Origin of the sequence: Nitratireductor soli, from assembly GCF_001050155.1 — a bacterium.
Classification (GTDB): Bacteria; Pseudomonadota; Alphaproteobacteria; order Rhizobiales; family Rhizobiaceae; genus Nitratireductor; species Nitratireductor soli.
Genome location: NZ_LFVY01000003.1, coordinates 230,571 through 255,679, shown reverse-complemented (window position 1 = coordinate 255,679; position 25,109 = coordinate 230,571). Strand labels below are relative to the sequence as shown.

Sequence of the window (25,109 nt, the reverse complement as noted above, 5' to 3'; positions counted from 1 at the left end):
GTATACATAATCATTTTTTGATGATGCCACATCAAAGGGGAGGAGGAAAGTTTGCTTTTGCTGAGTTCGGTCACCAAGCGCTACGGGGACGTCACGGCCCTTGATCGTCTGAGCGTCACGGTTCCTGACGACACCTATGTCTCCCTGCTGGGAGCGAGCGGCAGCGGCAAGACCACGCTTTTGAGGGTCATTGCCGGGTTCGAGGAGCCCGACAGCGGTGTCGTCACCTATGATGGCAGGCGGCTGGATGGTATCGCACCGCATCGGCGTGGCATCGGCTTCGTGTTCCAGAACTTTGCGCTCTTCCCGCATCTGAGTGTCGGGGACAACATCGCCTTCGGCCTGCGGTATCGCGAAGAAAACCCGCTTACCGACACCGCAGAGATGAGGCAGCGTGTTGCCGACGTCATCCGCCTCGTCGGGCTGGAGGGCCTGGAAACGCGCAAGGTGACCGCGATCTCGGGCGGTCAGCGTCAACGCGTAGCGCTCGCTCGCACCCTGGTGACGGAGCCGCGTGTGGTGCTCCTCGACGAGCCACTGGGCGCGCTTGATGCCAATCTGCGCGAACGCATGTGCGATGAGCTGCGCTCCATCCGCGAGCGTTTGAAGGTGACCTTCCTCCACGTGACTGGCAGCGAGACCGAAGCGCTTCTGATGGGCGATACGGTGGCTGTTCTCTCGGCTGGCTCCATTGCCCAGATCGCGCCCGCATCCTCCCTCTTCTCCGCGCCACACAGCGCGGATGTGGCGCGACATCTGAATGCCTACAACATCCTGTCCGGCAAGGCCGATGGCGGGCGCTTCCTTTCCGATTGCGCGCGTTTTGTCATGCCCGGCCATCCGGCTGTGCAGGATGGAACGCCCATCGAGGTGGCGCTGCGCTTCGACCGGATTTTCGTCGGGTCGGCTGATGCCGGCGAAGCGCCGGAAGCGTCGATTTCGGCGCGGTTCATCGCCAGCGAGTTCAACGGTTCCTCGGTGCTTTCGTTCTTCCGCGCGGAGGATGGAACGCTGCTTCAGGTGGTCGCCCATTTGAGTGGTCCGCCGCCGGAGAGTTTTGAAGAAGGCGCGCTCTACAACCTCGCTTTCAATCCGCAAGACATCATTCCGTTCATCAAGAGGGCCGCATAATGGAATTTGCCGGTGAGCAAATGCAAAGCGCGGCACAGGCGCAAGGTGGTCAAAACGGCGTGTCGCCGGCCGAGCATCGGGCGCGGCAGGAGCGTCGCAACGCGCTGATGCTGATCAGTCCCGGCGTGGTGTGGATGGCCCTGTTCATGGTCCTGCCCATGGTGATGGTCATCTACGTGTCGTTCTGGACCCAGACCACCTTCACCGTCGAACCGACCTTGACCACCGACAGCTGGGTGCGCTTCCTGACGAGTTCCACCTATCTGGCATCGGCCTGGACCACGGTTCGGATCTGGGCAATCGTTCTCGCGGCAACCTTGGTCATTGGCTATCCGGTGGCGCTGTTCATTGGCCTGATGGTGCGCAACCAGACGCTGCAGACGGCCCTTCTCGTCATCTGCATCATACCCTTCTGGACCTCGTTCCTGATTCGCGTCATCGCCTGGCGCCCGATGCTGGGCACCGAAGGCGCGATCAACATGATCCTGATGAAGCTGGGAATCGTCGATACGCCGCTGACGACGCTGCTCTTTTCGGAGCTCGCGGTGCTCATTGGCATGACACAGATCTATTGCGTCTTCATGGTCGGGCCGATCACCTTCATGCTCAGCCGCATCGATCCGAGCGTGATCGAGGCCGCGCGTGATCTCGGCGCGGGCTTCGGACGCATCTTCTTCAAGATCATCCTGCCCCTGTCGCTGCCGGGCGTGATCGTCGGAGCGATCTTCGTCTCGGTCATGGTGCTCGGCGAGTTCGCCACCGCGGCCTCGCTGTCGGGCCGCAAGGTCAACCTGCTGGGCAACATCATCGTATCGCAGGTGGGCTCGCTCAAATGGGCCTTTGCATCGGTAGCCGGCGTCATCCTCACTATCATCATAGCCGCGGTCATCACCGTCCTGCTGCGCGTCGTCAACCTCAGGAAGGAGACGTAGCCATGGAAGCACGTGTGCTGAAGCCGATCCTCGGCGTCTATTGCGCCGCTTTCATCCTCTTCCTCTACGGGCCGATGATCATCCTGGCGATCCTGTCTTTCCAGGGGGCCGGCGGCGGTCCGCAGTTTCCGATCATCGAATGGTCGACCTACTGGTATCAGCATCTTCTTGGCATGACGCCGCCCAGCCGCATCTCGCGGTTGCCCATCGGCGACAGTTTGCTGCGCTCGCTGACCCTGGCGATGATGACCACCGTTGTCTCCACAACGCTTGGCGTGATCACGGCGCAAGGCTTCCGCACGCGCTTCAAGGCGTCGGGCGCCGTGTTCTATCTTGTCATCCTGGGCATGATCGTGCCGGGCGTCCTCGTCGGCCTTGGCATGGCGCTTCTCAGCAACATGCTGGGCATCGATCGCAGCTGGTGGGGCACGGCGTTCGTGCTGCACGTGGTCTACACCTTTCCCTTCGCCTTTCTCGTCATGCTGGCGATCTTCAACCGCTTCGATCGGAGTGTGGAGGAGGCGTCGCTGTCGCTTGGCGTCTCTCCTGTGCAGACCTTCCGGCGTGTGACCTTCCCGATGATCTTTCCCGGCGTGCTGTCGGCGATGCTGTTCTCGTTCACGCTGTCTTATGATGAGTTCTCGCGCACGCTCTTTACGTCGGGCCGCGAGCTCACCTTGCCGCTGACGATCTATGGCACCTTCTCGGTCGAGATCTATCCGAACATCTTTGCCTTCGGCGTGCTCACCACGCTGTTCTCCTTCACGCTGCTCCTTGTCTACGCGCTGCTGATGCTGCGCGCGGTGCGCGCCGGCCGGTCGTTCAAGGGCCAGGAGGAAGCCGTATGAGCGCAACCTCCAAAAAGGTCGCTCTGGTCACAGGCGCAGGCTCCGGCATCGGAGCCGCCATCGCCGAGCGCCTCGCGCGGGAGGGCTACCGCGTCGCCGTCAACGACCTGTCGGCGGCGGCAAGCGCACGCACCGCCGAAGCGATCGCCGACGCCGGCGGTGAGGCCGCGCCCTTTGCCGCCGATGTCTCAAACGAAGACGCGGTCCGGGAAATGATCGGTGCGGTGACGGCCCATTTCGGGCCGGTGAATCTCCTCGTCAACAATGCGGGCCACGGCCACCAGGCGGCTTTCATGGACATTTCGCTTGCGGAGTTCGAACGCATGTTTGCCGTCCATGTACGCGGAACGTTCCTGATGATGCGCGCGGTCCTGCCTTCCATGCTTGCGCGTGGCGAGGGCGCCATTGTCAACATCGCCTCGCAGCTCGGGCAGGTCGGCGGGGCGGAGCTCGTCCATTATGCCGGCGCCAAGGGCGCGATCATTGCGATGACCAAATCGCTCGCCCGCGAAGTGAGCGCGCGGGGCGTGCGCGTCAACGCCATCGCGCCGGGGCCGATCAACACGCCGCTGGTCGAGGCGCTTTCCGAGGACTGGAAGAAGGCCAAGGCCGCCGAGCTGCCGCTCGGCCGTTTCGGCGAGCCGGGCGAGGTGGCCGGTGCGGTGGTCTTTCTCGCGTCCGCGGACGGGGCCCTGTTTGTCGGTCAGACGCTTGGGCCGAATTCCGGCGACGTGATGCTTTGAGAATTGGAGAACAATCGGTCATGACCGCAACGAAGCCCAGAAAACGCATCGTTCTCGTCACCGGCGGCGGCATCGGCATTGGCCGCGCAGCCTGTGAAGCTTTTGCCCGCGTCGGCGACCACGTGGTGGTCACAGACGTTCTGGAGGCTGAGGGAAAGGCGCTTGCGGAGAAGCTTGTTGGAGATGGCCGGTCGGCGGAGTTCGCGCTGCTCGACGTGCGCTCGACGGAGGCTGCCGATGCATTGGTCGCCCGCCTCAACGAAGAGCATGGCCATATCGATGTGATCGTCGCCAATGCCGGCATCGCCCACCGCGTGCCGCTCGACGCGCTTTCAGACGAGAAGTGGGACCAGACTTTCGATATCGACCTGAAGGGCATGCTGCGCGTCATCCGCCCGGCCGTGCCGGCCATGCGCGCTGCCGGCACAGGGTCGATCGTGTGCCTCTCCTCCATCATGGGCGTTGCCTATGGCTGGGACGAGCATGTGCATTATTCCGCCGCCAAATCCGGCGTCGTCGGGCTGGTGCGCGGGCTGGCGGTCGAACTCGCCGCTGATGGCATTCGCGTCAATGGCGTCGCGCCCGGCTACATCCGCACGGCGCAGCTCCTTTCCGAAAAGCATTCCCTTGGGCCGGAAGGCGCCGAAAAGGCGTCCGCCTTCATCCCCTTGGGCCGGCTTGGCGAGCCGGAGGACATCGCCGACGTCATCCATTTCCTGGCTTCGCCTGCGGCACGCTACCTGACGGGGCAAGTGCTGACGGTGGATGGGGGCCTGCTCGTGGGTCGCTACTGAGAAAACTGGGCAAACAACAAATGGGAACAAAAAGATGAAAAGACACCCGATGCTGAACAGACGCACCATGCTGAAGGGAGGCGCAGGCGCCGCCGCGCTGGCGATGGGCGGATTGTCTCCGCTCCTGCGCTCGCAGGCCGCTTTCGCACAGTCGATCGCGGACCAGCAATTGCGCACAATTGGTCTATCGGTCACCGTGCAGGATCGCATCCTTGACATGTTCAAGACGCAAAGCGGTATCGCCTCCGTGTCCGGTACGGCTTCCACTTATCCCGACAGCCAGACGCGCATCCTCTCCGGTGCCGGCGATTATGACTGCTGGGAAGTGATCGCCGAACGCTTGCCGGCGGTTATCGCCACCAACAATGTCGACCCGATTGCCACTGCAGACATTCCCAACTGGAGCTCGATCCGCGAGACCTTCACCAAGGAGAGCGACAAGTGGGAGCGCAGCGCGCAGATTGTCGGCCAGATCTGGGCCGATGACGCGCAGACCAAGCTCTACATGGTGCCGGCGGTCTACAACTACGACTCCATCGGCTACAATCCCGATGTGGTGAGCGATGAGGAAGCCAACAGCTGGACCGCGCTCTTCGACGAGAAGTGGCGTGGCCGCTCCGGCTTGAATGTCGATCCGCTGATCGCCATCGGCCAGGCGATCATCGCCATGAACACGCTCGGCCACCTCGATGCGAAGAATCCAGGCAACCCGACGGTCGAGGAGATCGACGAGGCCACATCCTTCCTGATCTCCAAGAAGAAGGATGGCCAGTTCCGCGCCCTGTGGGGCGATTTCGGCGAGCTCGTCAATCTTATGGCATCAGGCGAAATGGTGGTCTCCGACGCCTGGCAGCCGGCGGTCATGGCCGTCAAGGCGCAGGGTCGCCCGGCGAAATACGCAACGCCGAAGGAAGGCACGCGTGGCTGGACCATCGGTCCCTCGATGATTGCGGGCACGCCCAACCGCGAGGCGGTCATCGCCTACGCCAATTTCTGGCTCTCCGGCCCGCCGGCGATCGCCGTCACGGAGCAGGGCTACTATTCGCCCAGCACCAACATCAAGGATGTGATGGACCCGGACAAATACGCCTTCTGGTACGAGGGCAAGCCCTGGGTCGGCGCGCCCGAGCGCGGCATCAACGAAGGTGATCTGCGCGATGGCGGCTCGCTCGAGGAGCGCTCGGCCAACGTCGCCTACTGGCATCAGTGGCCGGATGAGTACGACCACCTCATCCAGCGCTGGGACGAGTTCCTCAACGCTTGACGCAATCAACGCCGCATCGGGGCCGCTCACGCGATCCCGGTGCGGCTCTCGAACACACCGGCAGGGACATCGGACGAGCCATGTACGATCTTCAACTCACAGGCGTCGGCAAGACCTACCCGGACGGGACGGTCGCCGTATCCGATTTCGACCTGGTCGTGGAGCCGGGCGAGTTCGTCGCCTTCCTCGGGCCCTCGGGCTGCGGCAAGTCCACGACGCTGCGCATGATCGCCGGCTTCGAGGCCATCTCGAACGGCGACATTCTCATCAAGGGCAAGAACGTCTCGACAACGCCGCCCGAAAAGCGTCCGACCTCGATGATTTTCCAGAACTACGCGCTCTTCCCGCATATGACGGTGCGCCAGAACATCGGTTTTGGGCTCGACGTGAAAGGGCTTTCCGCGGCCGACAAGAAGGCCAAGGTCGACCGCATCATGGACATGTTCGGCTTGAGCGAATTCGCCGATCGCAAGGCCGACAGGCTTTCGGGCGGCCAGCGTCAGCGCATCGCGCTTGCCCGGGGTCTCGTGGTTGAACCCGACATTCTCCTGCTCGACGAACCGCTCGGCGCACTCGACGCCAATTTGCGGCGCGTTATCCAGAACGAGCTGAAGCTCTTGCAGCGCGAACTCGGCATCACCTTCGTTTTCGTCACACACGCCCAGTCCGAGGCGCTCGGCCTGTCGGACCGCATCGTGGTCATGAACCGTGGACGTGTTGAACAGATCGGCACGCCGCACGAAGTCTACGCCGCGCCGGCGACCGAGTTCGTGGCCCGCTTCATCGGCTCCAACGCCATCATCGAGGGAGTGAATCCGACGGTCGAAGGCGAGATGGCGTCGGTCGACACGGCATTCGGCCGTATTCGCGGGCGCTATGCCGCCTCCATGGCTTCCGACGCAGTGGTGCTGGCCGCGATCCCGGCGGAGGCCATGCGCATCCAGCCAGCGAGCGCTGCTGCCGGCATCGGCGAAAACCGATTGCACGGCACGGTATCGATGAAGCACGCCGTCGGAAGCGTCGGGCACTTCAAGGTGGATCTCGACGGAAGGCAGAGCGTCGACGTCCAGACCAGCACCGATAATGAGGTGCTCATGCAACTCGCCATCGGCGATGCGGTTGTCGTCGACTGTCCTTCCGACCGCGTGACGCTGGTCGGGCAGGGGTGACCAACCGGGCCGCAAGGCTCTGAACGGATCTCAACAAGGGAGTTTGTGAATATGGCAAAAGAAATTCTGGTCGGCTTCGGCATTGACGTCGACGCCGTCGCGGGCTGGCTCGGCTCGTATGGCGGCGAGGATTCCCCCGACGATATCTCTCGTGGCATGTTCTCCGGCGAGGTCGGCTCGCCCCGTCTGCTGAAGTTGTTTGACCGGCTCGACATTCGCACGACCTGGTTCATTCCCGGCCATTCTATCGAGACCTTTCCCGACCAGATGAAAGCGGTGGCGGATGCGGGACATGAGATCGGCATTCACGGCTACAGCCATGAAAATCCCATCGCCATGACGCCGGAACAGGAAGAGGAAGTGCTCGACACCTCGATCGACCTGATTACCCGGCTTTCGGGCCGCAGGCCTACAGGCTACGTGGCGCCCTGGTGGGAGTTCTCCAACGTCACCAACGAGCTGCTTCTGAAGAAGGGCATCAAGTACGATCATTCTCTGATGCACAATGACTTCACGCCCTATTATGTGCGTGTCGGCGACAAGTGGACGAAGATCGACTATTCGGCCAGGCCATCCGACTGGATGAAACCGCTTGAGCGGGGCGAGGAAACGGATCTGATCGAGATCCCGGCCAACTGGTATCTCGATGACCTGCCGCCCATGATGTTCATCAAGAAGTCGCCGAACAGCCATGGCTTCGTCAATCCGCGGGACATCGAGCAAATGTGGCGTGACCAGTTCGACTGGGTCTATCGCGAAATGGACTATGCGGTTTTCCCGATGACGATCCACCCGGACGTCTCCGGCCGCCCGCAGGTGCTCTTGATGCTCGAGCGTCTCTTCGAGCACATGAAGGGGCATGAGGGCGTTCGTTTCGTCACCATGGACGAGATGGCCAACGACTTCGCAAAGCGCAGTCCACGCAAGAAGTGATTGCCAGCGGGGCGGTGCAGGCCGCCCCGCACATATCCTAGTGGCCTGACCGAAACAGATGGTCCCCATCTGTTTCGATAAGTCAGCCCACAAGCTATTGATCTGGTGGTGCATCCTAACAGATGGGTGCCATCTGTTAGGATCGCACCATAGAGCATTTTGCAGTCAGGTGGAATCACCTGACGTCCGCATAAATGCGGAAAAACAAAGAGATAGACCGGTTCAGCGTTTCCATGAAACGCTGAACCGGTCTAGGGAGAGACGGCATGTGTTCGCTTTGCGGCATTCTCGGATGCGACGACCACTGGACCAGCGCCGTCGCGCGGCCCGGCGTCTATACGCGCAACACGGATCGGCTGAGCCGCCGGCGGGAGGCAGCCAACCGCATGAAGCTTGCCAATGCGCTGCTTGAACCGCATCGTCTCAAACTCGCCGAATGGCAGGGAACATCCTATGTGCTTTCCAATCCTACCGGCAACAGCCGGGTCTTTGAAAGCCTGGCGCACCTATGGCCCGAGGCGGAAGCCATGACGGGGCGTGATTTCGATCCCCTCGATCCGGATTTCCTCGATCGTTTGAGGCAGCGTCATGGCGACTGAGCCGCGCGCGGCCAATCTCACGCCGGTGAACCTGCTCACCGGCTTTCTTGGGTCCGGAAAGACGACCCTTCTGCAGCGGCTTCTCTCAGATCCAGCAATGGCCAATGCCGCCGTGCTGATCAACGAGTTCGGCGAAGTGGGGCTCGATCATCACCTGCTTGACCGGATCGACGACAATGTCGTTCTTCTGAAATCCGGCTGCCTGTGCTGCACGGTGCGCGGCGAGGTGGCGGATGCGCTGCAAAAGCTCGATTCCCAGCGCAATCGTGGAGAAATTCCCTGGTTCGAACGCGTTGTCATCGAGACGACGGGGCTGGCCGATCCCTTTCCGGTGCTTTCCACCATCCAGTCGCACCCGGTCCTGCGCAGCCACTTCTCGATTGCCAATGTGGTGGTCACGGTCGATGCGGTGAATGGCGCCAATCAGCTTGCCGAGCGGCTGGAAGCCGTGCGGCAGGTGGGCGCTGCCGACGTTGTCGTCATCACCAAGACCGACATGGAGGAGGCCATCGACACCGATGCGCTGCACGCTGCGCTTAGCCGGCTCAATCCCGCCGCGCGCCGGGTCATCGCGCAGGAGGCGCGCATCGACGATTTCCTGGTCGATGCCTCGGTAGAGCGCAGCGAGGAATGGCTGCGCGAAGCGCTCTCGGTCGCAGGCCGGTTCGACACCCAGACCCACCACCTTCATGAGGAGAACGGGGAGGGGCACCACCACGCCCATTCGTCGGTTCGCTCCTTCTCCATGGTGATCGAGGAGCGGATCGACTGGACGGCGTTCGGCATGTGGCTCGCCATGCTGCTCAACCGCCACGGAGACCGGGTCTTCCGCGTCAAGGGTATCCTTGATATCGAGGGCGAGGATCGGCCGGTGGCGATTCATGGCGTTCAGCGTCTCGTTCATCCGCCGGTTCACATGTCGGCCTGGCCGGATGAACGCCGCCAGTCGCGCATCGTGTTCATTGTCGACGGGCTCGATCCCGCGCGCATCGAAAGTTCGTTTCATGTCTTCAACGGCCTATCCGAAAAAGTGCTGGGGCCGCGCCAGACGCCATTGCGGCAGGCAGGATGAGGTGCGGGTGTGAGCAGGATCAAAGGTAAGCCTGCAGCGCCGGCGGTTCATATGCGCAAGTCAGCGCCGTTGCGCGTGCTGTGCACGGAGGTCACGCCCTATCGCCAACTTCAGGAACGCGCCGAAAAGGATCTCGGCTTCGCGCTTGTTTTCGAGCAGCATGATTTCGTCACGGCGCAGCGCATCGCGGCCACCGAGCCGGAGCGCTACGACATTTACGACCAGTGCTTTCACAACCTCGATATCGTGTGGCACTGGCGCGCCGTTCAAAGGATCGACCTGGAACGCATCGATCTGTGGAACGAGGTGAGCGATCTCACCAAGAAGGGCTGCATCAATGCCTCGGCGCCTGTGGGCTTCGGTGATGCGCCGGTCACGCGACTTTATGTTCAGCAGGACAATTCGCTATCCTCCGCGCCCACGCCGCATATTTCGATGCTGCCGACGGTGCACAATTTCGATTCCTTCGGCATTAACCAGACAGTCACCGGCATCGATGTGGATACGGAAGTGCGCTCATGGGCCGAGCTTTTGCATCCCCGCTGGCGCGGGCATGTTTCCATCGTTGACGAACCGGCCATCGGCATTTTCGACATCGCCCTTGCGGCGCGCGCCGCCAAGAAGATGAGCTTCAAGGATCTCGGCAATATGAGCATCGAGGAGATCGACGAACTGATCGATCTGGCTCTGGAGTTGAAGGCCGGCGGCCATTTCACCTCCTTTTGGCGCACCACGCAGGAAGCCACGAGAATGATGGAGCGCGGTGATGTGTGGATCGCCAGCATGTGGTCGCCAAGCGCGGTGCAGTTGAAGAGCCGTCACCTGCGCACCCGTCAGGCTGTGCCGGTGGAAGGCTATCGCGCCTGGCATGGCGGGCTTTGTCTTGCCCGCCATCTCGAAGGCAACCGGCTGGATCAGGGCTATGCCTATCTCAACTGGTTCATCTCCGGCTGGCCTGGTTCCGTCGTTGCGCGACAGGGCTATTACATGTCCGTTCCGGAGCGGGTTCGCGAGCATCTGCGGGCCGAGGAATGGGATTACTGGTATGATGGGAAAGAAGCGCGGGCGGCGCTGAACGATCCCGAGGGAAGCCCGGCCATCCAGCCCGGCGCACTGCGCTCCGGCGGCTCCTACTGGAACCGCGCCTCGCACATCGCTCTCTGGAACACCACCATGGACGAGCACAACTATCTGGTCCGCCGCTGGGCGGAACTGGTGAGGGAACCGGCCGATAAGAACGGCCTTATGCGGAACGCATCCTGATATGAGCAAAATCAGACTGATCACCACCGGTGGCACCATCGCCTCCAGCCGCAAGGAAGGCTCTGACCGGGTGGTCGCCAATGTGAGCGGCGCCGAGCTCAAGGCGCGCCTGCACGATCCGCTTGAAGGCATCGATATCGAGGTGGACGATTTCTGTTCGGTGGGCAGCTTCGCCTTCGATCTGCCATTGGCGTTCTCGCTGGCGCAGCACATCGATACTGTTCTCGCCGACGCCGAGTGCGACGGTGTGGTCGTCACGCATGGCACGGATACGATGGAGGAGAGTTGCTATATGGCCGACCTCCTCGTCACGAGCAACAAGCCGGTGGTCTTCACCGGCGCGCAGCGCCATGCCGGCGATCCGGACACGGATGGTCCGCGCAACATCGCAGAAGCCGTGCGGGTTGCGGCGTCCCCGCAGGCGCGCGGGCTTGGCGCAGTCATTGTCTTCGAGCAGGATATCCATGCCGGGCGCGAGGTGACCAAGGCGCACACGTCCCGCGTCGACACGTTCCGCTCGAACGGCTACGGCAAGCTCGGCGAGGTGGATGGCAAGAATGTCTTCGTCTACCGTAAACCCGCTCAGCGCTTTCACGTCGATGCGCAAGAGGTGGTGCCCGAAGTCGAGCTGATGAAGCTCGCGATGGGCAGTTCTCCCGCCTTTCTGGAATTTGCCGTCGCACGCGGTGCGCGCGCCGTGGTTATTGAGGCATTCGGCCGGGGCAATGCACCCAACGGTTTTGCCGATGCGATCGCGCCGATCGTCGAACGGGGCGTTCCCGTCATCGTCGCCTCGCGCTGTCATGAGGGTCGGACTCGTCCCATCTATGGCGGCGGCAGCGGCGGCAAGGATCTCGCGGATGCGGGCGTCATGTTCTCCGGAGACCTGAGCGGCCTCAAGGCCCGTATCCTGGCGTCCGTTCTTCTGGGGCGGGCAGAAGGGATGGACCAGTTCCGGCGCGATTTCGAGCGTGCCGCGGGCATATCGGCTATCTGATTGCCTGCGGCTTGCCGCTCACTTCGAAGCTGTGATCACGTAGGAGCCGCTTTCATGTAGATCGGCGGTCCAGCCAGGCTCCACCACCACCGTCGTCGTTACTTCCTCGATGATCGCAGGTCCCTCGATGCGGTCGCCGGCCCCGAGCCTCGTACCGTCATAGACCGGTGTGCGGATGCGTTCTCCCTCGCGGGAGAAGATTGCCATCCGCGTTCCCTTGAGGGCGGCGTCGGTGTCGCCGCCGGCCGCAAGCGGGATGGTGCCAGGCTTGCTCACCACGCCGTAAAGCGTGCTCTCAATGTTCACCACCTCGACCGTGTTGTTGGGCTCGCTATAGGTGTAGAGCTGCTCGTGGCGACGGTGGAAGGCGTCCTTCAACCGCTCGACCGTGTCGGCATTGATGTCGAAGGTTTCCACGTCGACCGTGCATTCATGCACCTGTCCCACATAGCGCATCTCGAGACTACGCTGGATGTGGATGCGGTCATCGGTGAACCCGTCGCTTCTGAGGCGCGGACGTCCTTCATCCTCGATCTGCCTGAACAGCGCGTTCACCCGTTCATAGGCCTCGTCGCTGTCGAGCCGCACCGGGCAGGTGGCCATGTGATTGTATTTCACGTCCGAGATGATCTGGCCGAAGGCGCACAGGCCCGAGGCAAGCTTGGGAACGATGATGCGCGTGATGCCCATCTCGCGCGCGATGGCGGTGATGTGTGCGCCCGTCGCGCCGCCCGCACACACCAGCACGAAGTCGCGGGGATCATAGCCGCGCTCGATGGAAACGCGGCGGATGCCGTTGACCATGTTGGCGTTGACGATGGTGAACATGCCGTAGGCAGCCTTTTCGAGGCTCAGATTCAACGGCGTGGCGATCTTCGTGCGGATCGCTTGCTCCGCCTTCGTCTTGTCGAGCGGCAACCTCCCGCCGACCAGCCCTTCGGGACTCAGATAACCAAGCGCGAGGTTCACATCCGTTGTGGTGGGCTCGACGCCTCCCCGGCTGTAGCAGGCCGGACCCGGATCGGACCCGGCGCTCTGCGGCCCCATTTGCAGCAGGCCCATTTCGTCGATCCAGCCGATCGAACCGCCACCGGCGCCGAGCGTTTCCACCTGGATCATCGGCACGCCGATGCGATAGCGCAGGAAGTCGATGTTCTTGCTGAGATTGGTCACACCGTCATAGGTGAGCGTGATGTCGAAGGAGGTGCCGCCCATATCGACGGTGATCACGTTCTTGCCGTCGAAAGGTTCCGTCACATGCAGGCCCGCGCGGGGCGCGGAGGCAGGACCCGAATTGATGGCGTAGACCGAGCGATCGGCCATGATCTCGCCCACCGCCAGGCCACCATTGGACTGGAAGTAGCGCACCGGCGATTTCGCGCCAAGCGAGCGGAAATAGGCGTCGACCGCCGTCACATAGCTCTTCAGGATCGGCCCCAGATAGGCGTTTGTGATCGCGGTCGAGGTGCGGGTGTACTCGCGCACCTGCGGATAGAGTTCCGAGCCGACCGTTACCTGTGTATCCGGCATCATTTCACGCACGATTTCCGCCGCGCGCCGTTCGTGCTCCGGCCTCAGCACAGACCAGACGAAGGAGATGGCGACGGATTCGACGCCCTTCTCGATGAAGGCGCGGCAGGCTTCCCGCACATCGTCCTCCTGCATCGGGGTACGGATCGCGCCGTTTGAAAGCACCCGCTCGCGCACGCCCTTGCGCAGATTGCGCGGCACCAGCATGACCGCCGGCGGATATTCCGCGTCGTAGCGATAGCCATCCTCCTTGTGGCCGTTGCGGATCTCGATGGAATCTTCGTGGCCTGCGGTGCAGATCAGGCCGGTGCGCGCGCCCTTGTGCTGGATGAGCGCGTTGAGACCAACCGTCGTGCCGTTGATGCACAGGTCGCAGTTGGGGATGATCTCCTCCAGCGCGACGCCCAGATCTTCTGCGATCAGCGCCAGCCCGTTGCGGATCGCCTGCGTGGGATCGGCCGGAGTGGAGAGGGTCTTGTAGAGGCGGCTGCCGCCGGTCTGTTCGGCAAGAACGAAGTCGGTGAAGGTGCCGCCGGCATCGATGCCGAGACGATATTTGCTGTCCATGGGTTTCGTGTCCTTGAATCGGGTGGGATCAGGCGGCACGCAGCTTGTGCGTTGCGTCCAGATCGACCTTCAGGGTTTCTGCATTCTCGATGACCACGCCATAGTCGCGCCGCGCGCCCTCGATGGAGACCAGACCGAGCGAGATGTCCGCCAGCACCTTCTCCACGGGTCGCTTCATCGGGTCGCCATAGCCGCCGCCGCCGGGGTTCATGTTGGTCACCGTCTCGCCGGGTTTGATGACGCCGATCGTGTTGTCGCGGATCGTTTCGATCTGGCCGTCACGCTTCAGCTCCAGCCGGCCGACCTTCGTGTCGATCATCTTGGAAGCCGCACCGGCCGCTCCGAGCGCGGGGATGCGCCGTCCTTCGCCGAACATGATGAAGGTCATTTCGCTGTCGAGCGGCTCGACCTCCCAGGCGGTTCCGGAACCGCCGCGATACATGCCCGCGCCGCCGCTGTCGGTCATCAGCGAGTAGCGGTGGATGATGATCGGATAGGAGTGTTCGAGAAGCTCCACATCGCCGGAGGTCAGCGCGCCAAAGCAGCATTCCGGTCCGCAGGCGTGCCATCCGTCCTGCTGCGGCGTCGCGCCCGCGCCGGAGATGATGGTGGCCAGCACCATGGTCACGTATTCCTCGTCGTGGCGCTTGTCCCAGCCGGCCACGTTCAGGCCGTTGGCGTGCCCCCAGGAGGCGGCGACCTTGGATGGCACTGCCTGCTCGAAAGCAAGCCGCACGGCGTCCGTCAGCGTCTCCATCGGCGTCGTGGTGCAGTTCATGTGCGGCGCCGGTTCCTTGGCATTGCACAACGTGCCCTTCGGCCCCATGTTCACGCTTACGCAGCGATAAAGCCCTTCATTGTAGGGCGGTGGGAGCTGCGCGAACATCATCAGGCCGAGATACACGCCCGAATAGGAATTTCCCTCGTAGGAATTGATGAAGTAGGGGATTTGCGGCGGGCTCGATATCTCGATGTGGCAGTTGTCGTCTTTGATTGTGACCCTCGCCGTGATGTCGAAATCGCCGAAACCGTGGCCCGCATCCTCGAGCACAGCGGTTCCCTCATAGCTGCCGTCAGGCACGGACCTGATCAGCGTGCGCATCTGGCGCTCGGCCATGGCGAGCAGTTCCGCGATGCAGGCGTCAACCTGTTCCTCGCCATATTTGTCGAGCATGCGGGTCAGGTTGCGTTCGCCCACCTGGCAGGCGCCGATCAGCGCGTTGAAATCGCCTTCCTGGTCGCGCCGCGCCCGCATGTTGGTCAGGAGCATGTTGAGCAGGTCGTTGCGCGGCTTGCCCTTGTCCCAGATCCTGATGGGCGGGATGCGCAGGCACTCGGCATAGATTTCCTTGGCCTCCGGATTGTAGCCTGCCGGCACCGGGCCGCCGATGTCGGTCAGGTGCCCCTTGCAGACGGTCCAGAAGACCAGCTTGCCCTTGTAGAAAACCGGCTTGTACATGCAGACATCGATGGCGTGGCTGCCGCCATAGGCAGGATCGTTGTGCAGGAACAGGTCGCCTTCATGGATGTCGTCGGCAAAATAGTTGGCCACCACCTTCATGGCGGGAATGAGCGATCCCAGGTGGATCGGGATGTCCTGCCCCTGCAGGATCATCTCCGGTGTCGCGTTGAAAAGCGCCGTCGAATAGTCGTGTGCCAGGTTGAAAACACTCGACCGGGCGGTCTTTTCAAGCGACAGCGTCATCTCGCGCTGTGTTGTTTCGAGAATGCCGCGCACCACGGAGAGCGTGATCGGGTCGACCTCGGACTTGTCGCTGGCGTTCGGCTTTGTGACGATCTTTTCCATCCTCGTGCCTTTCACGGACGAGCGGAATCCGCCGTGCGCGCACGAACCTCCTCCACATAGTCCTGTTTGTTTTTGCTCCGGCATCCACAGTAGGAATGTCGGGCGGCGGATGTCTTTGCGTGTGAGTGCGGGTTTTATTGTCGGTGAGCGCACAATCGCGCGCATGCATTTGTGCTCGAGCCCGGTCTGTCATACTCTCTTCATGGGAGATTGCTGGGATGAAGACACTGATTTCGACAGGCGGTGTTGATCCTGCAAATCGCAGCGTGCACTGGCACCAGGCGATTGCGCAGGCTTATTTCCCGCTCGATCTTCGTTTCAGAGAGCCGGAGCAATTCGGCGGCCGGCTCGAGGAGTGGTTGCTTGGCGGCGTGTCGCTCTCGCGCCTGCGCTCCGAGGCGCTCTCCTACCATCGTCTTCAGCGTCATCTTGCCTGCAACGAGCAGGAGCACCTGCTGATCACCATTCCTGTGCGCTCGGAAGTCTATTTCGCCCAGTCCGGGCGGGAGGTTTATTGCAAGCCGGGCGGCTACATCATAGAGCGCAGTCACGAGCCCTATGAATTCAGTTACAGCGCGCGCGCGGACCTCTGGGTCATGAAGGTCGAGGCGTCGGCGCTTAGCGGCCGCATTCGTGCGCCGGACCGTTTCTGCGGCATGCAGTTCATGGCGCGAGGCGGGATTTCCGGCCTCTTCGTGGATATGCTCCACCATATCCCGCAGCGCTTCGAAGCGATGGGAGAGGAGGCGCGCGAGGCGGTCGGCCTGCAGCTCGTCGACCTGCTCGCGCTGTCGATCCATGCCGATGAGCGCACCCTGACTTCGGGTGGCTCCTCGGTTCGCGCCGGACATTTGAGCCGCGTCGAGCATTTCGTCCGCGCCAATCTACACCGGCGCGAGCTCGACCCCGACCTGATCGCGCGGTGCTGCGGCATTTCCGTGCGCTATCTGCATGAACTGTTCCGCGACACCGAACGCACATTGGGGCAGTGGGTACGCGACCTGCGCATCGAGGCAGTGAAAGCGGATCTGCGCGCTTCCGGAACGAAATTGTCGATTGCCGAGATCTGCTTCCGTCGCGGTTTTGGCGACGTGGCGCATTTCTCGCGCCTCTTCAAACAGCAGGTGGGGTGCGCACCCGGTGAGTACCGACGGCGGATGGCTTCGGCACAATAACCGAAACTGAAACTCGCTGGGCTGGGGCACGTTTCACGACACTCATGAGATGCCGTTCCGGCGATTGGAAACGCCGGTCAGTCAGTACCCGACTTTCTCGAGGGTTCGCATGACGCCGCGCAGCTCGGCCAACCCTTTGAGCCTGCCGATGGCGGAGTAGCCCGGATTCACGCGCTTGCCGAGATCGTCAAGAATGGCGTGCCCGTGGTCCGGGCGCATGGGTATCTGGGTGCCGCGCCGTCGCTCTTCGCGCAACAATGCGGCCACCACTACAATCATGTCGGTATCGCCGTCCAGGTGCTCGGCTTCGTGGAAGGACCCGTCGGCTTCGCGGGTGACATTGCGCAAATGGACGAAGTGAATATTGGGTCCCAGCGCCTCGGCCATAGCGGGCAGATCGTTGGCCGCGTTTGCACCCAGCGAGCCCGTGCAGAAAGTCACTCCGTTGGCCGGCGAGGGCGTGCCGGCAAGCAGTGCCTGCAGGTCGTCCTGTGTCGAGACGATGCGCGGCAGGCCGAAGAGCGGAAAGGGGGGGTCGTCGGGATGGATTGCCATCGCCACGCCTTCCTCCTCCGCGACCGGCAGGATCGCTTGCAGAAATTCTGCGAGGTTCTCGCGCAGGCCATCGGCTGAGACATCGCGATAGGTGTCGAGCATGCGCCCGAAGCTTTGGCGGTCGTAGACGAACTCGCGCGCCGGAACCCATTCGATGAGATTGCGCTCGAGACGCGCCAGATCGCTTTCGCTCATCGTCTTGAGACGTTCGCGCGCAGCGGCCATGCGCTCGGCCGGATGATCCGCCTCCGCACCCGCACGCTTGAGAACGAAAACGTCGTAGACGCAGAATTCCACCGCGTCGAAGCGCAGCGCAGTGCCGCCATGCGGCATCGGGTAATCGAGATCCGTGCGCGTCCAGTCGGTGATGGCCATGAAGTTGTAGCAGACGGTGCGCACGCCGGCGCGGGCGACATTGCGGATCGAGGTCTTGTAATTGTCGATCAGGGCGCGGAAGTCGCCGCTGCGCGTCTTGACGTGCTCATGCACGATGATGCTTTCGACGACGGACCAGTCGAGGCCGGCATCCTCGATTTTGCGCTTGCGCTTGTCGATCTCGTCCTGCGGCCAGGCCCGTCCATCATTGAGATGATGCAGGGCGGTGACGACGCCCGTGGCGCCTGCCTGCCGCACATGCGCGAGCGTCACCGGGTCATCGGGACCGAACCAGCGCCAGGTCTGCTTCATCGTGTCGTGTCTCCTTGAGAGCAATGCGCAAGCGCCTCGGCGATGCCGTCTTCCTTCATGCGCCGATAGGCTGCCGCAACGGCCGGGAGGTAGCTGTCGGCGTCGTTGAAACCGGCCGCCTTCAGGATCGCAGCGACTGTTTCTGTGGGTTCGCCGGTTTCCGCGAATGCCGCTTTCAACCGTTCATCGAGCGGATCGGTGAATGCGGGCGGATCGCTCCGGCGGGAAAGCGCTGCAATCCACAGTGCGATGCCGGCGGCGAGATGCGGCGCGCTCCTGCCCGCTTCGAGCCGTTCGAGCAGCGGGCTGATGAAACGCTGCGGCAGTTTCTGCGAGCCGTCATTGGCGATCTGCGCGGTGCGATGGCGCAGCGCCGGATTGGCGAAGCGCTCGGCAAGCCGCGCGGTGTATGCATCCGGCGCAAGCCCGGCCCCGCCCGACAGGGTCTCGGCGGATTCACGCCACAATCCCTGGACGAAGCATTGGATCAGGGGATCGGCGATGGCATCGGCAACCGTCTCGCGACCGAGGAGCTGTCCCGCATAGGCGAGTGCGGAATGCGCGCCGTTCAGGAGCCGGAGCTTCATCTCCTCGAAGGGAGCGACGTCGGCGACCATCTCAACGCCGTGGCGTTCCCAGGCCGGCCGGCCCAGCGGAAAATTGTCTTCCACGACCCATTGCATGAAGGGTTCGGTGACGACGGGCCAGGCGTCTTCCACGCCGAGAGCCTGCGCGATGCGTAGCCGGTCGGCGTCCGTCGTTGCCGGAACGATGCGGTCCACCATGCTGGAGGGAAACGCGACATCCCGCTCGACATGTCGGGCCAGCGCCGGGTCGCGCAGGGCCGCGAAGGCGATCGCGAGTCTGCGCAGCGTCGCGCCGTTGGCCGGCAGGTTGTCGCACGAAAGAACGGTGAACGGCGGCACGCCGGCGGCATGGCGCCACGCAAGAGCCTCGACGAGAAAACCGAGAATGCCGACCGGGCGCGACGGGTTGGCGAGGTCCGCGGCGACGGTCGGGTCGCCAGTGTCGAGGCTGCCATCCGGTTTTCGGGGATAGGCTTTCTCCGTCACCGTGAGTGTGACGAGGCGCGTTTCGGGCCGGGCCATGGCGGCGATGACCGCTTCCGGATCCTCAGGCGCGACCAGAATCTGCGTCAGGGAACCGATCACGGCCAGCTTTTCGCCGGAGGCGTGCCCTGTCGCCAGCGTGTAGAGCCAATCCTGCGGCGCAAGTGCGTCGCGCATGGCCGGGCTGCGAAGGGAGACGCCGAGGATGCCCCAGCCGAGGTCTCCATCGGCGAGGCAGGCATCCACATAGGCGGCCTGATGGGCGCGATGAAACGCGCCGACGCCGACATGCACGATGCCTGGCGTGACCGTGTGTGGATCATAGGCCGGGCGGTCAACGCCTACCGGCAGGTTTGCGAACTGGGTGAGGCTGAGACGGGACGGCATCGCGGCTAGCCGAGCCTCTGGCTCGTCCCCGCGTCGAAAAGATGCGCCTTGTCCGGTTGCGCGCTCAAGCGCACGGTGTCGCCCGCGCGGATGTTCACGCGCTCGCGCAACTGGGCCGAAACGATCTGCCCGCCCAGGCGCACCTGAACCAGGGTTTCCGAACCCGTCGGTTCCACATTCGTGGCAATCGCCTCGAAGCCTTCGCCGTCGCCGGCAAGACGGAGGTGTTCGGGCCGGATGCCGTAAACCACCTTGCCCGTCGCGGGCGGTGCGCCCTCAAAGGGCAATTCCGCACCACCCTCGACGCGCACGCTCTCCCTCGCCTCCGTGATGACGCCTTCCAGAAGGTTCATCGAGGGCGAGCCGATGAAGCTCGCCACGAAGGTGTTGTTCGGACGGTCGTAAAGGTCCAGCGGCGGCCCGACCTGTTCCACGATGCCGTCGCGCATGACGACGATGCGGTCGGCCATGGTCATGGCCTCGATCTGGTCATGCGTCACATAGACGGTGGTGGTCTTGAGCCGGGCGTGAATGTCCTTGAGTTCGGCGCGCATCTGGACCCGAAGCTTGGCGTCGAGGTTGGAGAGCGGTTCGTCGAACAGGAAGACCTGCGGGTCGCGCACGATGGCGCGGCCCATGGCCACGCGCTGGCGCTGGCCGCCGGAGAGCTGGCGCGGATAGCGGTCGAGATAGTCGGCGAGGCCGAGGATGCCCGCCGCCTCACGCACGCGCTGGTCGATCTCCTCCTTGGAGCGCTTGGCGAGCCGAAGCGAAAAGCCCATGTTCTCCGCAATGGTCATGTGCGGATAGAGCGCATAGTTCTGGAACACCATCGCGATATCGCGATGCTTGGGCTCCACGTCGTTGATGACCCGTCCGCCGATGCTGATCGTGCCGCCGGAAATGTCTTCCAGCCCGGCGATCATGCGCAGAAGCGTTGACTTGCCGCAGCCCGAGGGACCGACCAGAACCACGAATGCGCCGTCCGGCACATCGACCGTCACGCCCTTGATGGTTTCGAGCTGTCCGTAGAATTTGCGAACATCCTGGATGTCGACCGATGCCATGGTTACCTCGATGCGTGAGCGGAAAATGACGTTGAGATGGCCTCCGCGGCATGGATTGCGGCAAGGAGGCTGAGACCGGTGTGGTATCCGGGGTCGAGATCGGGCGTGGCCGGCACGTAGTCCGTGGGGCCATCGGCGGTGCGTGTCTGGTAGGCGATGGGCGGCGCGCCGCGCCAGTAGTGTTCGAAGAAGGCGGCGTCCGCTTCTTTCCAGATGGCGAGTGCATCCGCATTGCCCGTCAGCCGGTGGGCGAGGGCGGCGGTCCGGATCGTTTCCGGCAGCGACCACCAGGGCCGGTACGGGCTGAGCTTCTCGCCGTTGGAAACCGACACGGTGAGGTGAAGCCCGCATTCGGCAAAGCTCGCCCGGAAAGAGGCGATCAGGATGCGTTCGAGCAGAGAGACCAGCGCCGGGTTGCCTTGAACCGGGGCGTGGTCGAGCGCGAAACCGGCAAACTCGATGCCGTGCCCGACATTGCAGGCATCTCCGCCGGGTTCGTTGCGCAGCAACCCGGTTTCCGGGTCCAGATGGCGCGCGACGACATGATCGATGAAGCCCTGGGCATCGCCGGCATGTTCGCCAAGGCCGCAACGCGCCAGCATGCCGGCCGCCCCGAGCAGGATCATGCGCGGGCCAAAATCGTCCGGCTGCGCGGCAAGCGCTTCTGCGCCAAGCGGTTTCTCCTCATTCATCTGGAAACGATTGTCTTCGATGGCAGCAATCACATCGGCGAGATACCGAAGATGTTCAGGCAGTTCCTCGGGTGTGTAGCGCGCGGCTGCGGCGACAAGTCCCTTGGCGGCGAAGGCGTCGGAATAGGTGAAGACGTCGCCTGCCGGCGGCTGGCGGCTCACCGTGCCATCTTCGGCCGCGCGCACGGGTTCGAGGCCGCTGTCATAGCGGAAATAGACGTGACCATCGCGCGAACGCAGATCCTTGAGCAGCCCGAAGAGCCTCCGCCCGGCCTGATCAAGCCGTCGGGCGAGGGCAGTGTCGCGGGTCCCGAAGAAGGCGGCGTGGGTCACGAGCGCCTCGAGCCCGCGCCCCTGGATCCAGCCATAGATGTAGTCCGGACCGCGCAGGCCGTCGGCGTCGCCGTAGTCGGCCAGCGTCAGGCTGTTCACCTTGGTGTTGAGGAAACCGCTTCCCAGTGCGGGCCGGTCCAGCATCCAGTTCAGCGTGCCGGCATTGGCGGCCGCGTAGCGGGCGGCCGCCTCGGGGAAGAAGGCATCCACCGCGGTCATTCCTTCATCCCCGTGCTGGCGACGCCCTGCACGAAGTTGCGGCGCAGGATGACGAACAGCGTGATGGAGGGCACGAGCACGGCGGCGGAGGCGGCGCTCAACCGGCCGAGATCGACCGTGAAGCCGGTCTGGAACAGGGCAAGGCCGACCTCGATCGTGTAGCTCTCGCGCGTCGTCGCCACGATCATCGGCCATGCGAAGGAGGTCCAGGCCTGGAAGAAGGCCAGCACGGCCAGCGCGCCAAGCGCGCCACGCAGCAGCGGCAGCACGATCTTCCAGAATATCCAGAACTCTCCGGCGCCGTCGATGCGTGCTGCTTCGAGCAGTTCATCGGGGATGGAATGCATGACGTTCTGGCGGATCAGAAAGATGCCGAAACTCATCACCAGATAGCCCAACAGCAGGCCCCAGAGGGAATTCAGAACCCCCAGCATCTGCGCCTGGAAATAGAGCGGGATCATGTAGACCTCGAACGGCACGATGGCCGTGGCGAGGATCAGCATGAAGATGATGTTGAGCGAGCGGAACGGAAACTTCGCCAGCACATAGCCGGCGATGGCCGAGGTCATGACGATCGCCACCATGGACAGGCTGGCGAAGGCGATGCTGTTGAAGATCCAGCGCAGCAGCGGCGTGTCCGCCAGCACGGAACGGAAGTTCTCCAGCGTCGGGTCGGACGGAATGAGGCGCGGCGGCCATGCCAGCATTTCCTGCGGCGTCTTGAAGGCGTTCGAGATGAGGAACGCCAGCGGCAGGATCATCATGATGGAGAAGCCGAACAGGAAGATATCGATGGCGAAATCGATGAGCTTGCCGCGCGCTTTCATGCGCCCGCCGCTGCTCGTCCGGTCCGTTGCCTTGACTGCTATATCCGTCATGACCGTCCCTTTTCCCTGAGCAGGCCGAACTGGATGAGCGTCAGCACCAGAACGATGGCCAGGAGTATGACGGCCTCGGAGGCTGCGTAGCCGACGCGGTAGTTGCGGAAGCTGTTTTCAAGCATGTCGAGCACCAGCACGCGAACCTGCCTGCCGGGCGCGCCCTGAGAATCCGAGGCGAGCACGAAGGCCTGGGCATAGACATTGAACCCCGAGATGAGCGTGACGACCGACACGTAGAGCGTGATCGGCTTGAGCATGGGCATCGAGACATACCGGAAGCGCTGGACACCGGAAGCGCCATCGAGCTTGGCTGCCTCGAACAGCGAAACCGGAAGGTTCTTGAAGCCGACGAGATAGATCAGCACCGCGTAGCCAAGTGCCTGCCAGGAACACAGGATGATGATGCAGATCACCGAAAGAACGGGATCGAAAAGCCAGGCTTGCGCCGGGATTCCGAAGAATTCGAGGAGGGCGTTGAGCGGCCCGAGCCTGGCGTCGAAGATCCATTTCCACGCCATCGCCGCCGGCACCAGCGAGACGACGTGCGGAATGAAGACGGCGGTCTCGTAGAAGCCGGAAAAGCGTGACTGCGTCCGGTGATGGATAAGGGCGGCGATGACCATCGCCGTGGGAACGGTCAGGATGACCACGCCGAACGCGATGATCGACGTGTTGATCAGTGCGCTCAGGAAGAGCTGATCCTGGAAAAGCTCGCGGAAATTCGCCAGGCCGATGAACGGCTTGTTCTTCGACAGGATGTCCCATTGATGCAGGCTGAGCCGCAATGTCTCGGCGATCGGGTACATGCGCACCCAGGCAAAGATCGCCAGGGTCGGCAGGATTGCCAGAATGGCAAAGCGCCATCTCTTTTGTTGCAGCATCTGTTTCCCGTCCGCCTGAAGTCACCGGCTCAAATCACTGGCCGGAAGCGGCGCGGACGCCGCTTCCGAGGTTAGAGAGTATCGATGGAGCGCCTACTCGGCGAGAAGGCCTTCGCGCTTCAGGATGTTGTTCGTTTCCTCGGCGGCGCTGGCAAGCATCGCGTCGATAGCGGCATCGTCTTCCGCCAGCGAGGGGTTGCCATAGGCACTGCTGAGCTGGGCGGCAAGCCGCGTCAGAACCTCTTCGATCGGGCCGATGGCCGGCAGGGTGAAGAACTTGTAGTCAGCCGGGTAGTCGACAAACGCTGCGTAGGCGGGAACCTTTTCCGTGACCACGCCGTAGTCGACGCCCGAACGGTTGGGCAGCCAGCCGACATTGTCGAGAAGCCAGACGAGGTTGTCCGGTTCGTTGGCAGCCTGGACATAGGCCCATGCAGCCTCCGCATCTTCACCCTCGACGGTGTTCACGTAAAGGTTGGCCGGCAGGGCGATGGAGCCCGCCGGAAGCGGCGCGGTTGCATAGTTGAGGTCGGGCGCCTTGGCGGCAATGTCCGCGATGACCCAGGATTCACGAATGAACATGGCCGTCTGGCCGCGCTCGAACGCTTCCGCATCGGCGGGCATTTCCGGCGTCACGGTCTTCAGCACATGCACGTTCTGCAGATACTGCTTCAGCGCCTTGCGGCCCGCCTCATTGGCGTAGTTGGCTTTCCACTTGCCGTCGCTTACTTCCTCGATGACGGAGCCGTCATACTGGAACAGGTTGATCCAGAACTTCTCCGCAATGCCCTGGCCACCGCCGGAAAGGCGCAGGCTCCAACCCGAAACCGTGGCTTTGCCGTTCGCATCGCGCTGGGTAAGCTTTTCGGCATAGTCCGTGTAGGCTTCCATGGTCTGCGGGGGTTCTTTCAGCCCTGCCGCCTCGAACATGTCGACATTGTAGAAGAGTGCGCCCTGGCCGCGAAACAGCGGGACGCCGTAGACCGTGCCGTTCTTGCTGGCGGCGTCGACGAAGAATTCACCGAAATTGTCCTTGTCGGTGACGAAGTTGGCCACGGCTTCCGGCGCTGCCGGCAGCAGGTCGTTCTCGATGTAGCGGCTGGCCGTGGAGCCCGCGAGCTCGATCACCGTGACGCCGGCGGAGCCCGATGTCAGGCCAAGCGCGATGCGCTTCTCGTGCTCACGCAGCGCGATCGCTTCGACGTTGACCTTGAGGTCGGGATACTTCTCTTTCAGGGATTCGGCCACATGCTCGTAGAACGGGGCCATCTCGGGATAGCCGCTCCAGACATTGATGGTCTGGGCGAATGCGGTGCCGGAAACAGCGGTGAACGCCGCTGTCAGCGACAGGGCGGCCATGCGCGCGGTGAGGCTGGAGTTTCCGGATTTCTGGTTCTTGGACCTGTACGCTCTCATCTCTTGTTCTCCCTTTCGACATGAGCAGACTGCAAATTCGTTCCCGATGAAAAATTGCCATGCAACCGGTTGCGCGTCAAGCCGCCGTCCTGTTGCG

22 protein-coding genes are annotated in these 25,109 nt (G+C 62.9%); 13 read left to right on the top strand and 9 right to left on the bottom strand.

The genetic code is table 11. The features are described 5' to 3' along the window. The first annotated feature begins 51 nt into the window (after positions 1–51). The 12 genes from AB843_RS05300 (at position 52) to AB843_RS05245 (ending at position 11,745) form a co-directional block, all read left to right on the top strand. Positions 52–1,131 (top strand): ABC transporter ATP-binding protein, encoded by a 1,080-nt coding sequence (locus tag AB843_RS05300; RefSeq protein WP_048645737.1) that lies wholly within the window; start codon positions 52–54, stop codon positions 1,129–1,131. Between the two features lie 20 nt (positions 1,132–1,151). Beyond that, complete coding sequence (locus AB843_RS05295) at positions 1,152–2,063, top strand: ABC transporter permease (RefSeq protein ID WP_164481548.1); 912 nt, start codon at positions 1,152–1,154, stop codon at positions 2,061–2,063. Positions 2,064–2,065: 2 nt separating this feature from the next. Then, entirely contained in the window at positions 2,066–2,911 is an 846-nt protein-coding gene (locus AB843_RS05290) for an ABC transporter permease (RefSeq protein WP_048645736.1), read from the top strand. Further along, positions 2,908–3,654 carry an SDR family NAD(P)-dependent oxidoreductase gene (locus AB843_RS05285; protein WP_048645735.1) on the top strand — a complete coding sequence of 249 codons (747 nt, stop codon included), beginning with the start codon at positions 2,908–2,910 and terminating at the stop codon, positions 3,652–3,654. Before AB843_RS05290 ends, AB843_RS05285 begins: the two co-directional genes overlap by 4 nt. A gap of 20 nt (positions 3,655–3,674) precedes the next feature. Next, positions 3,675–4,448: an SDR family NAD(P)-dependent oxidoreductase gene (locus AB843_RS05280; protein ID WP_048645734.1), complete on the top strand. Its 774-nt coding sequence runs from the start codon at positions 3,675–3,677 to the stop codon at positions 4,446–4,448. A 49-nt stretch (positions 4,449–4,497) separates the two neighbouring features. Further along, positions 4,498–5,712 carry an ABC transporter substrate-binding protein gene (locus tag AB843_RS05275; protein WP_425286795.1) on the top strand — a complete coding sequence of 405 codons (1,215 nt, stop codon included), beginning with the start codon at positions 4,498–4,500 and terminating at the stop codon, positions 5,710–5,712. Between the two features lie 80 nt (positions 5,713–5,792). After that, positions 5,793–6,881, top strand: a complete 1,089-nt coding sequence (locus AB843_RS05270; RefSeq protein ID WP_048645732.1) for an ABC transporter ATP-binding protein — start codon at positions 5,793–5,795, stop codon at positions 6,879–6,881. A gap of 51 nt (positions 6,882–6,932) precedes the next feature. Next, entirely contained in the window at positions 6,933–7,814 is an 882-nt protein-coding gene (locus AB843_RS05265) for a polysaccharide deacetylase family protein (RefSeq protein WP_048645731.1), read from the top strand. Between the two features lie 266 nt (positions 7,815–8,080). Continuing rightward, entirely contained in the window at positions 8,081–8,413 is a 333-nt protein-coding gene (locus tag AB843_RS05260; RefSeq protein ID WP_048645730.1) for a hypothetical protein, read from the top strand. After that, the gene (locus tag AB843_RS05255) at positions 8,403–9,485 is read left to right on the top strand and encodes a CobW family GTP-binding protein (RefSeq protein WP_048645729.1); all 1,083 of its coding nucleotides are present in this window, start codon (positions 8,403–8,405) and stop codon (positions 9,483–9,485) included. Before AB843_RS05260 ends, AB843_RS05255 begins: the two co-directional genes overlap by 11 nt. 51 nt (positions 9,486–9,536) lie before the next feature. Next, a complete protein-coding gene (locus tag AB843_RS05250) occupies positions 9,537–10,748 on the top strand; it encodes an ABC transporter substrate-binding protein (protein WP_048645728.1) in 1,212 nt (403 codons plus the stop codon). 1 nt (position 10,749) lies between these two features. Further along, a complete protein-coding gene (locus AB843_RS05245) occupies positions 10,750–11,745 on the top strand; it encodes an asparaginase (RefSeq protein WP_048645727.1) in 996 nt (331 codons plus the stop codon). Positions 11,746–11,763: 18 nt separating this feature from the next. Here the strand turns inward: AB843_RS05245 and capA are convergent, their stop codons facing one another. Further along, positions 11,764–13,842 (bottom strand): caprolactamase subunit alpha, encoded by a 2,079-nt coding sequence (gene capA, locus AB843_RS05240; protein WP_048645726.1) that lies wholly within the window; start codon positions 13,840–13,842, stop codon positions 11,764–11,766. Between the two features lie 28 nt (positions 13,843–13,870). Continuing rightward, a complete protein-coding gene (gene capB, locus AB843_RS05235) occupies positions 13,871–15,649 on the bottom strand; it encodes a caprolactamase subunit beta (RefSeq protein WP_048645725.1) in 1,779 nt (592 codons plus the stop codon). Between the two features lie 218 nt (positions 15,650–15,867). Here capB and AB843_RS05230 point away from each other — a divergent pair, with 218 nt between their 5' ends. Next, positions 15,868–16,824 (top strand): AraC-like ligand-binding domain-containing protein, encoded by a 957-nt coding sequence (locus AB843_RS05230; protein ID WP_048645724.1) that lies wholly within the window; start codon positions 15,868–15,870, stop codon positions 16,822–16,824. A gap of 81 nt (positions 16,825–16,905) precedes the next feature. Here the strand turns inward: AB843_RS05230 and uxuA are convergent, their stop codons facing one another. From uxuA to AB843_RS05195, 7 genes are all read right to left on the bottom strand, one after another. Next, positions 16,906–18,066 carry a mannonate dehydratase gene (gene uxuA, locus AB843_RS05225; protein WP_048645723.1) on the bottom strand — a complete coding sequence of 387 codons (1,161 nt, stop codon included), beginning with the start codon at positions 18,064–18,066 and terminating at the stop codon, positions 16,906–16,908. Beyond that, a complete protein-coding gene (locus AB843_RS05220) occupies positions 18,063–19,523 on the bottom strand; it encodes a mannitol dehydrogenase family protein (protein WP_048645722.1) in 1,461 nt (486 codons plus the stop codon). The genes uxuA and AB843_RS05220 overlap by 4 nt, the downstream gene beginning before the upstream one ends. A gap of 5 nt (positions 19,524–19,528) precedes the next feature. Further along, positions 19,529–20,590: an ABC transporter ATP-binding protein gene (locus tag AB843_RS05215; RefSeq protein WP_048645721.1), complete on the bottom strand. Its 1,062-nt coding sequence runs from the start codon at positions 20,588–20,590 to the stop codon at positions 19,529–19,531. A gap of 2 nt (positions 20,591–20,592) precedes the next feature. After that, entirely contained in the window at positions 20,593–21,834 is a 1,242-nt protein-coding gene (locus AB843_RS05210; RefSeq protein WP_048645720.1) for an AGE family epimerase/isomerase, read from the bottom strand. After that, positions 21,831–22,661 (bottom strand): carbohydrate ABC transporter permease, encoded by an 831-nt coding sequence (locus AB843_RS05205; RefSeq protein ID WP_048645840.1) that lies wholly within the window; start codon positions 22,659–22,661, stop codon positions 21,831–21,833. Before AB843_RS05205 ends, AB843_RS05210 begins: the two co-directional genes overlap by 4 nt. 47 nt (positions 22,662–22,708) lie before the next feature. Beyond that, positions 22,709–23,596, bottom strand: coding sequence for a carbohydrate ABC transporter permease (locus AB843_RS05200; RefSeq protein ID WP_048645719.1), 888 nt, complete (start codon positions 23,594–23,596; stop codon positions 22,709–22,711). A 93-nt stretch (positions 23,597–23,689) separates the two neighbouring features. Then, on the bottom strand, positions 23,690–25,012 hold the full coding sequence (locus AB843_RS05195) for an ABC transporter substrate-binding protein (protein ID WP_048645718.1): 1,323 nt from the start codon (positions 25,010–25,012) through the stop codon (positions 23,690–23,692). Between the last annotated feature and the right edge of the window lie 97 nt (positions 25,013–25,109).

Coding starts and splice junctions, on each gene's coding strand:
- AB843_RS05295 (WP_164481548.1), top strand. CDS start 1,152: ATGCAAAGCGCGGCACAGGCGCAAGGTGGTCAAAACGGCGTGTCGCCG.
- AB843_RS05250 (WP_048645728.1), top strand. CDS start 9,537: ATGCGCAAGTCAGCGCCGTTGCGCGTGCTGTGCACGGAGGTCACGCCC.
- AB843_RS05215 (WP_048645721.1), bottom strand. CDS start 20,590: ATGGCATCGGTCGACATCCAGGATGTTCGCAAATTCTACGGACAGCTC.
- AB843_RS05230 (WP_048645724.1), top strand. CDS start 15,868: ATGAAGACACTGATTTCGACAGGCGGTGTTGATCCTGCAAATCGCAGC.
- AB843_RS05195 (WP_048645718.1), bottom strand. CDS start 25,012: ATGAGAGCGTACAGGTCCAAGAACCAGAAATCCGGAAACTCCAGCCTC.
- AB843_RS05280 (WP_048645734.1), top strand. CDS start 3,675: ATGACCGCAACGAAGCCCAGAAAACGCATCGTTCTCGTCACCGGCGGC.
- AB843_RS05265 (WP_048645731.1), top strand. CDS start 6,933: ATGGCAAAAGAAATTCTGGTCGGCTTCGGCATTGACGTCGACGCCGTC.
- AB843_RS05290 (WP_048645736.1), top strand. CDS start 2,066: ATGGAAGCACGTGTGCTGAAGCCGATCCTCGGCGTCTATTGCGCCGCT.
- AB843_RS05285 (WP_048645735.1), top strand. CDS start 2,908: ATGAGCGCAACCTCCAAAAAGGTCGCTCTGGTCACAGGCGCAGGCTCC.
- AB843_RS05210 (WP_048645720.1), bottom strand. CDS start 21,834: ATGACCGCGGTGGATGCCTTCTTCCCCGAGGCGGCCGCCCGCTACGCG.
- AB843_RS05220 (WP_048645722.1), bottom strand. CDS start 19,523: ATGCCGTCCCGTCTCAGCCTCACCCAGTTCGCAAACCTGCCGGTAGGC.
- capA (WP_048645726.1), bottom strand. CDS start 13,842: ATGGACAGCAAATATCGTCTCGGCATCGATGCCGGCGGCACCTTCACC.
- capB (WP_048645725.1), bottom strand. CDS start 15,649: ATGGAAAAGATCGTCACAAAGCCGAACGCCAGCGACAAGTCCGAGGTC.
- AB843_RS05260 (WP_048645730.1), top strand. CDS start 8,081: ATGTGTTCGCTTTGCGGCATTCTCGGATGCGACGACCACTGGACCAGC.
- AB843_RS05275 (WP_425286795.1), top strand. CDS start 4,498: ATGCTGAACAGACGCACCATGCTGAAGGGAGGCGCAGGCGCCGCCGCG.
- AB843_RS05270 (WP_048645732.1), top strand. CDS start 5,793: ATGTACGATCTTCAACTCACAGGCGTCGGCAAGACCTACCCGGACGGG.
- AB843_RS05255 (WP_048645729.1), top strand. CDS start 8,403: ATGGCGACTGAGCCGCGCGCGGCCAATCTCACGCCGGTGAACCTGCTC.
- AB843_RS05200 (WP_048645719.1), bottom strand. CDS start 23,596: ATGCTGCAACAAAAGAGATGGCGCTTTGCCATTCTGGCAATCCTGCCG.
- uxuA (WP_048645723.1), bottom strand. CDS start 18,066: ATGAAGCAGACCTGGCGCTGGTTCGGTCCCGATGACCCGGTGACGCTC.
- AB843_RS05245 (WP_048645727.1), top strand. CDS start 10,750: ATGAGCAAAATCAGACTGATCACCACCGGTGGCACCATCGCCTCCAGC.
- AB843_RS05205 (WP_048645840.1), bottom strand. CDS start 22,661: ATGAAAGCGCGCGGCAAGCTCATCGATTTCGCCATCGATATCTTCCTG.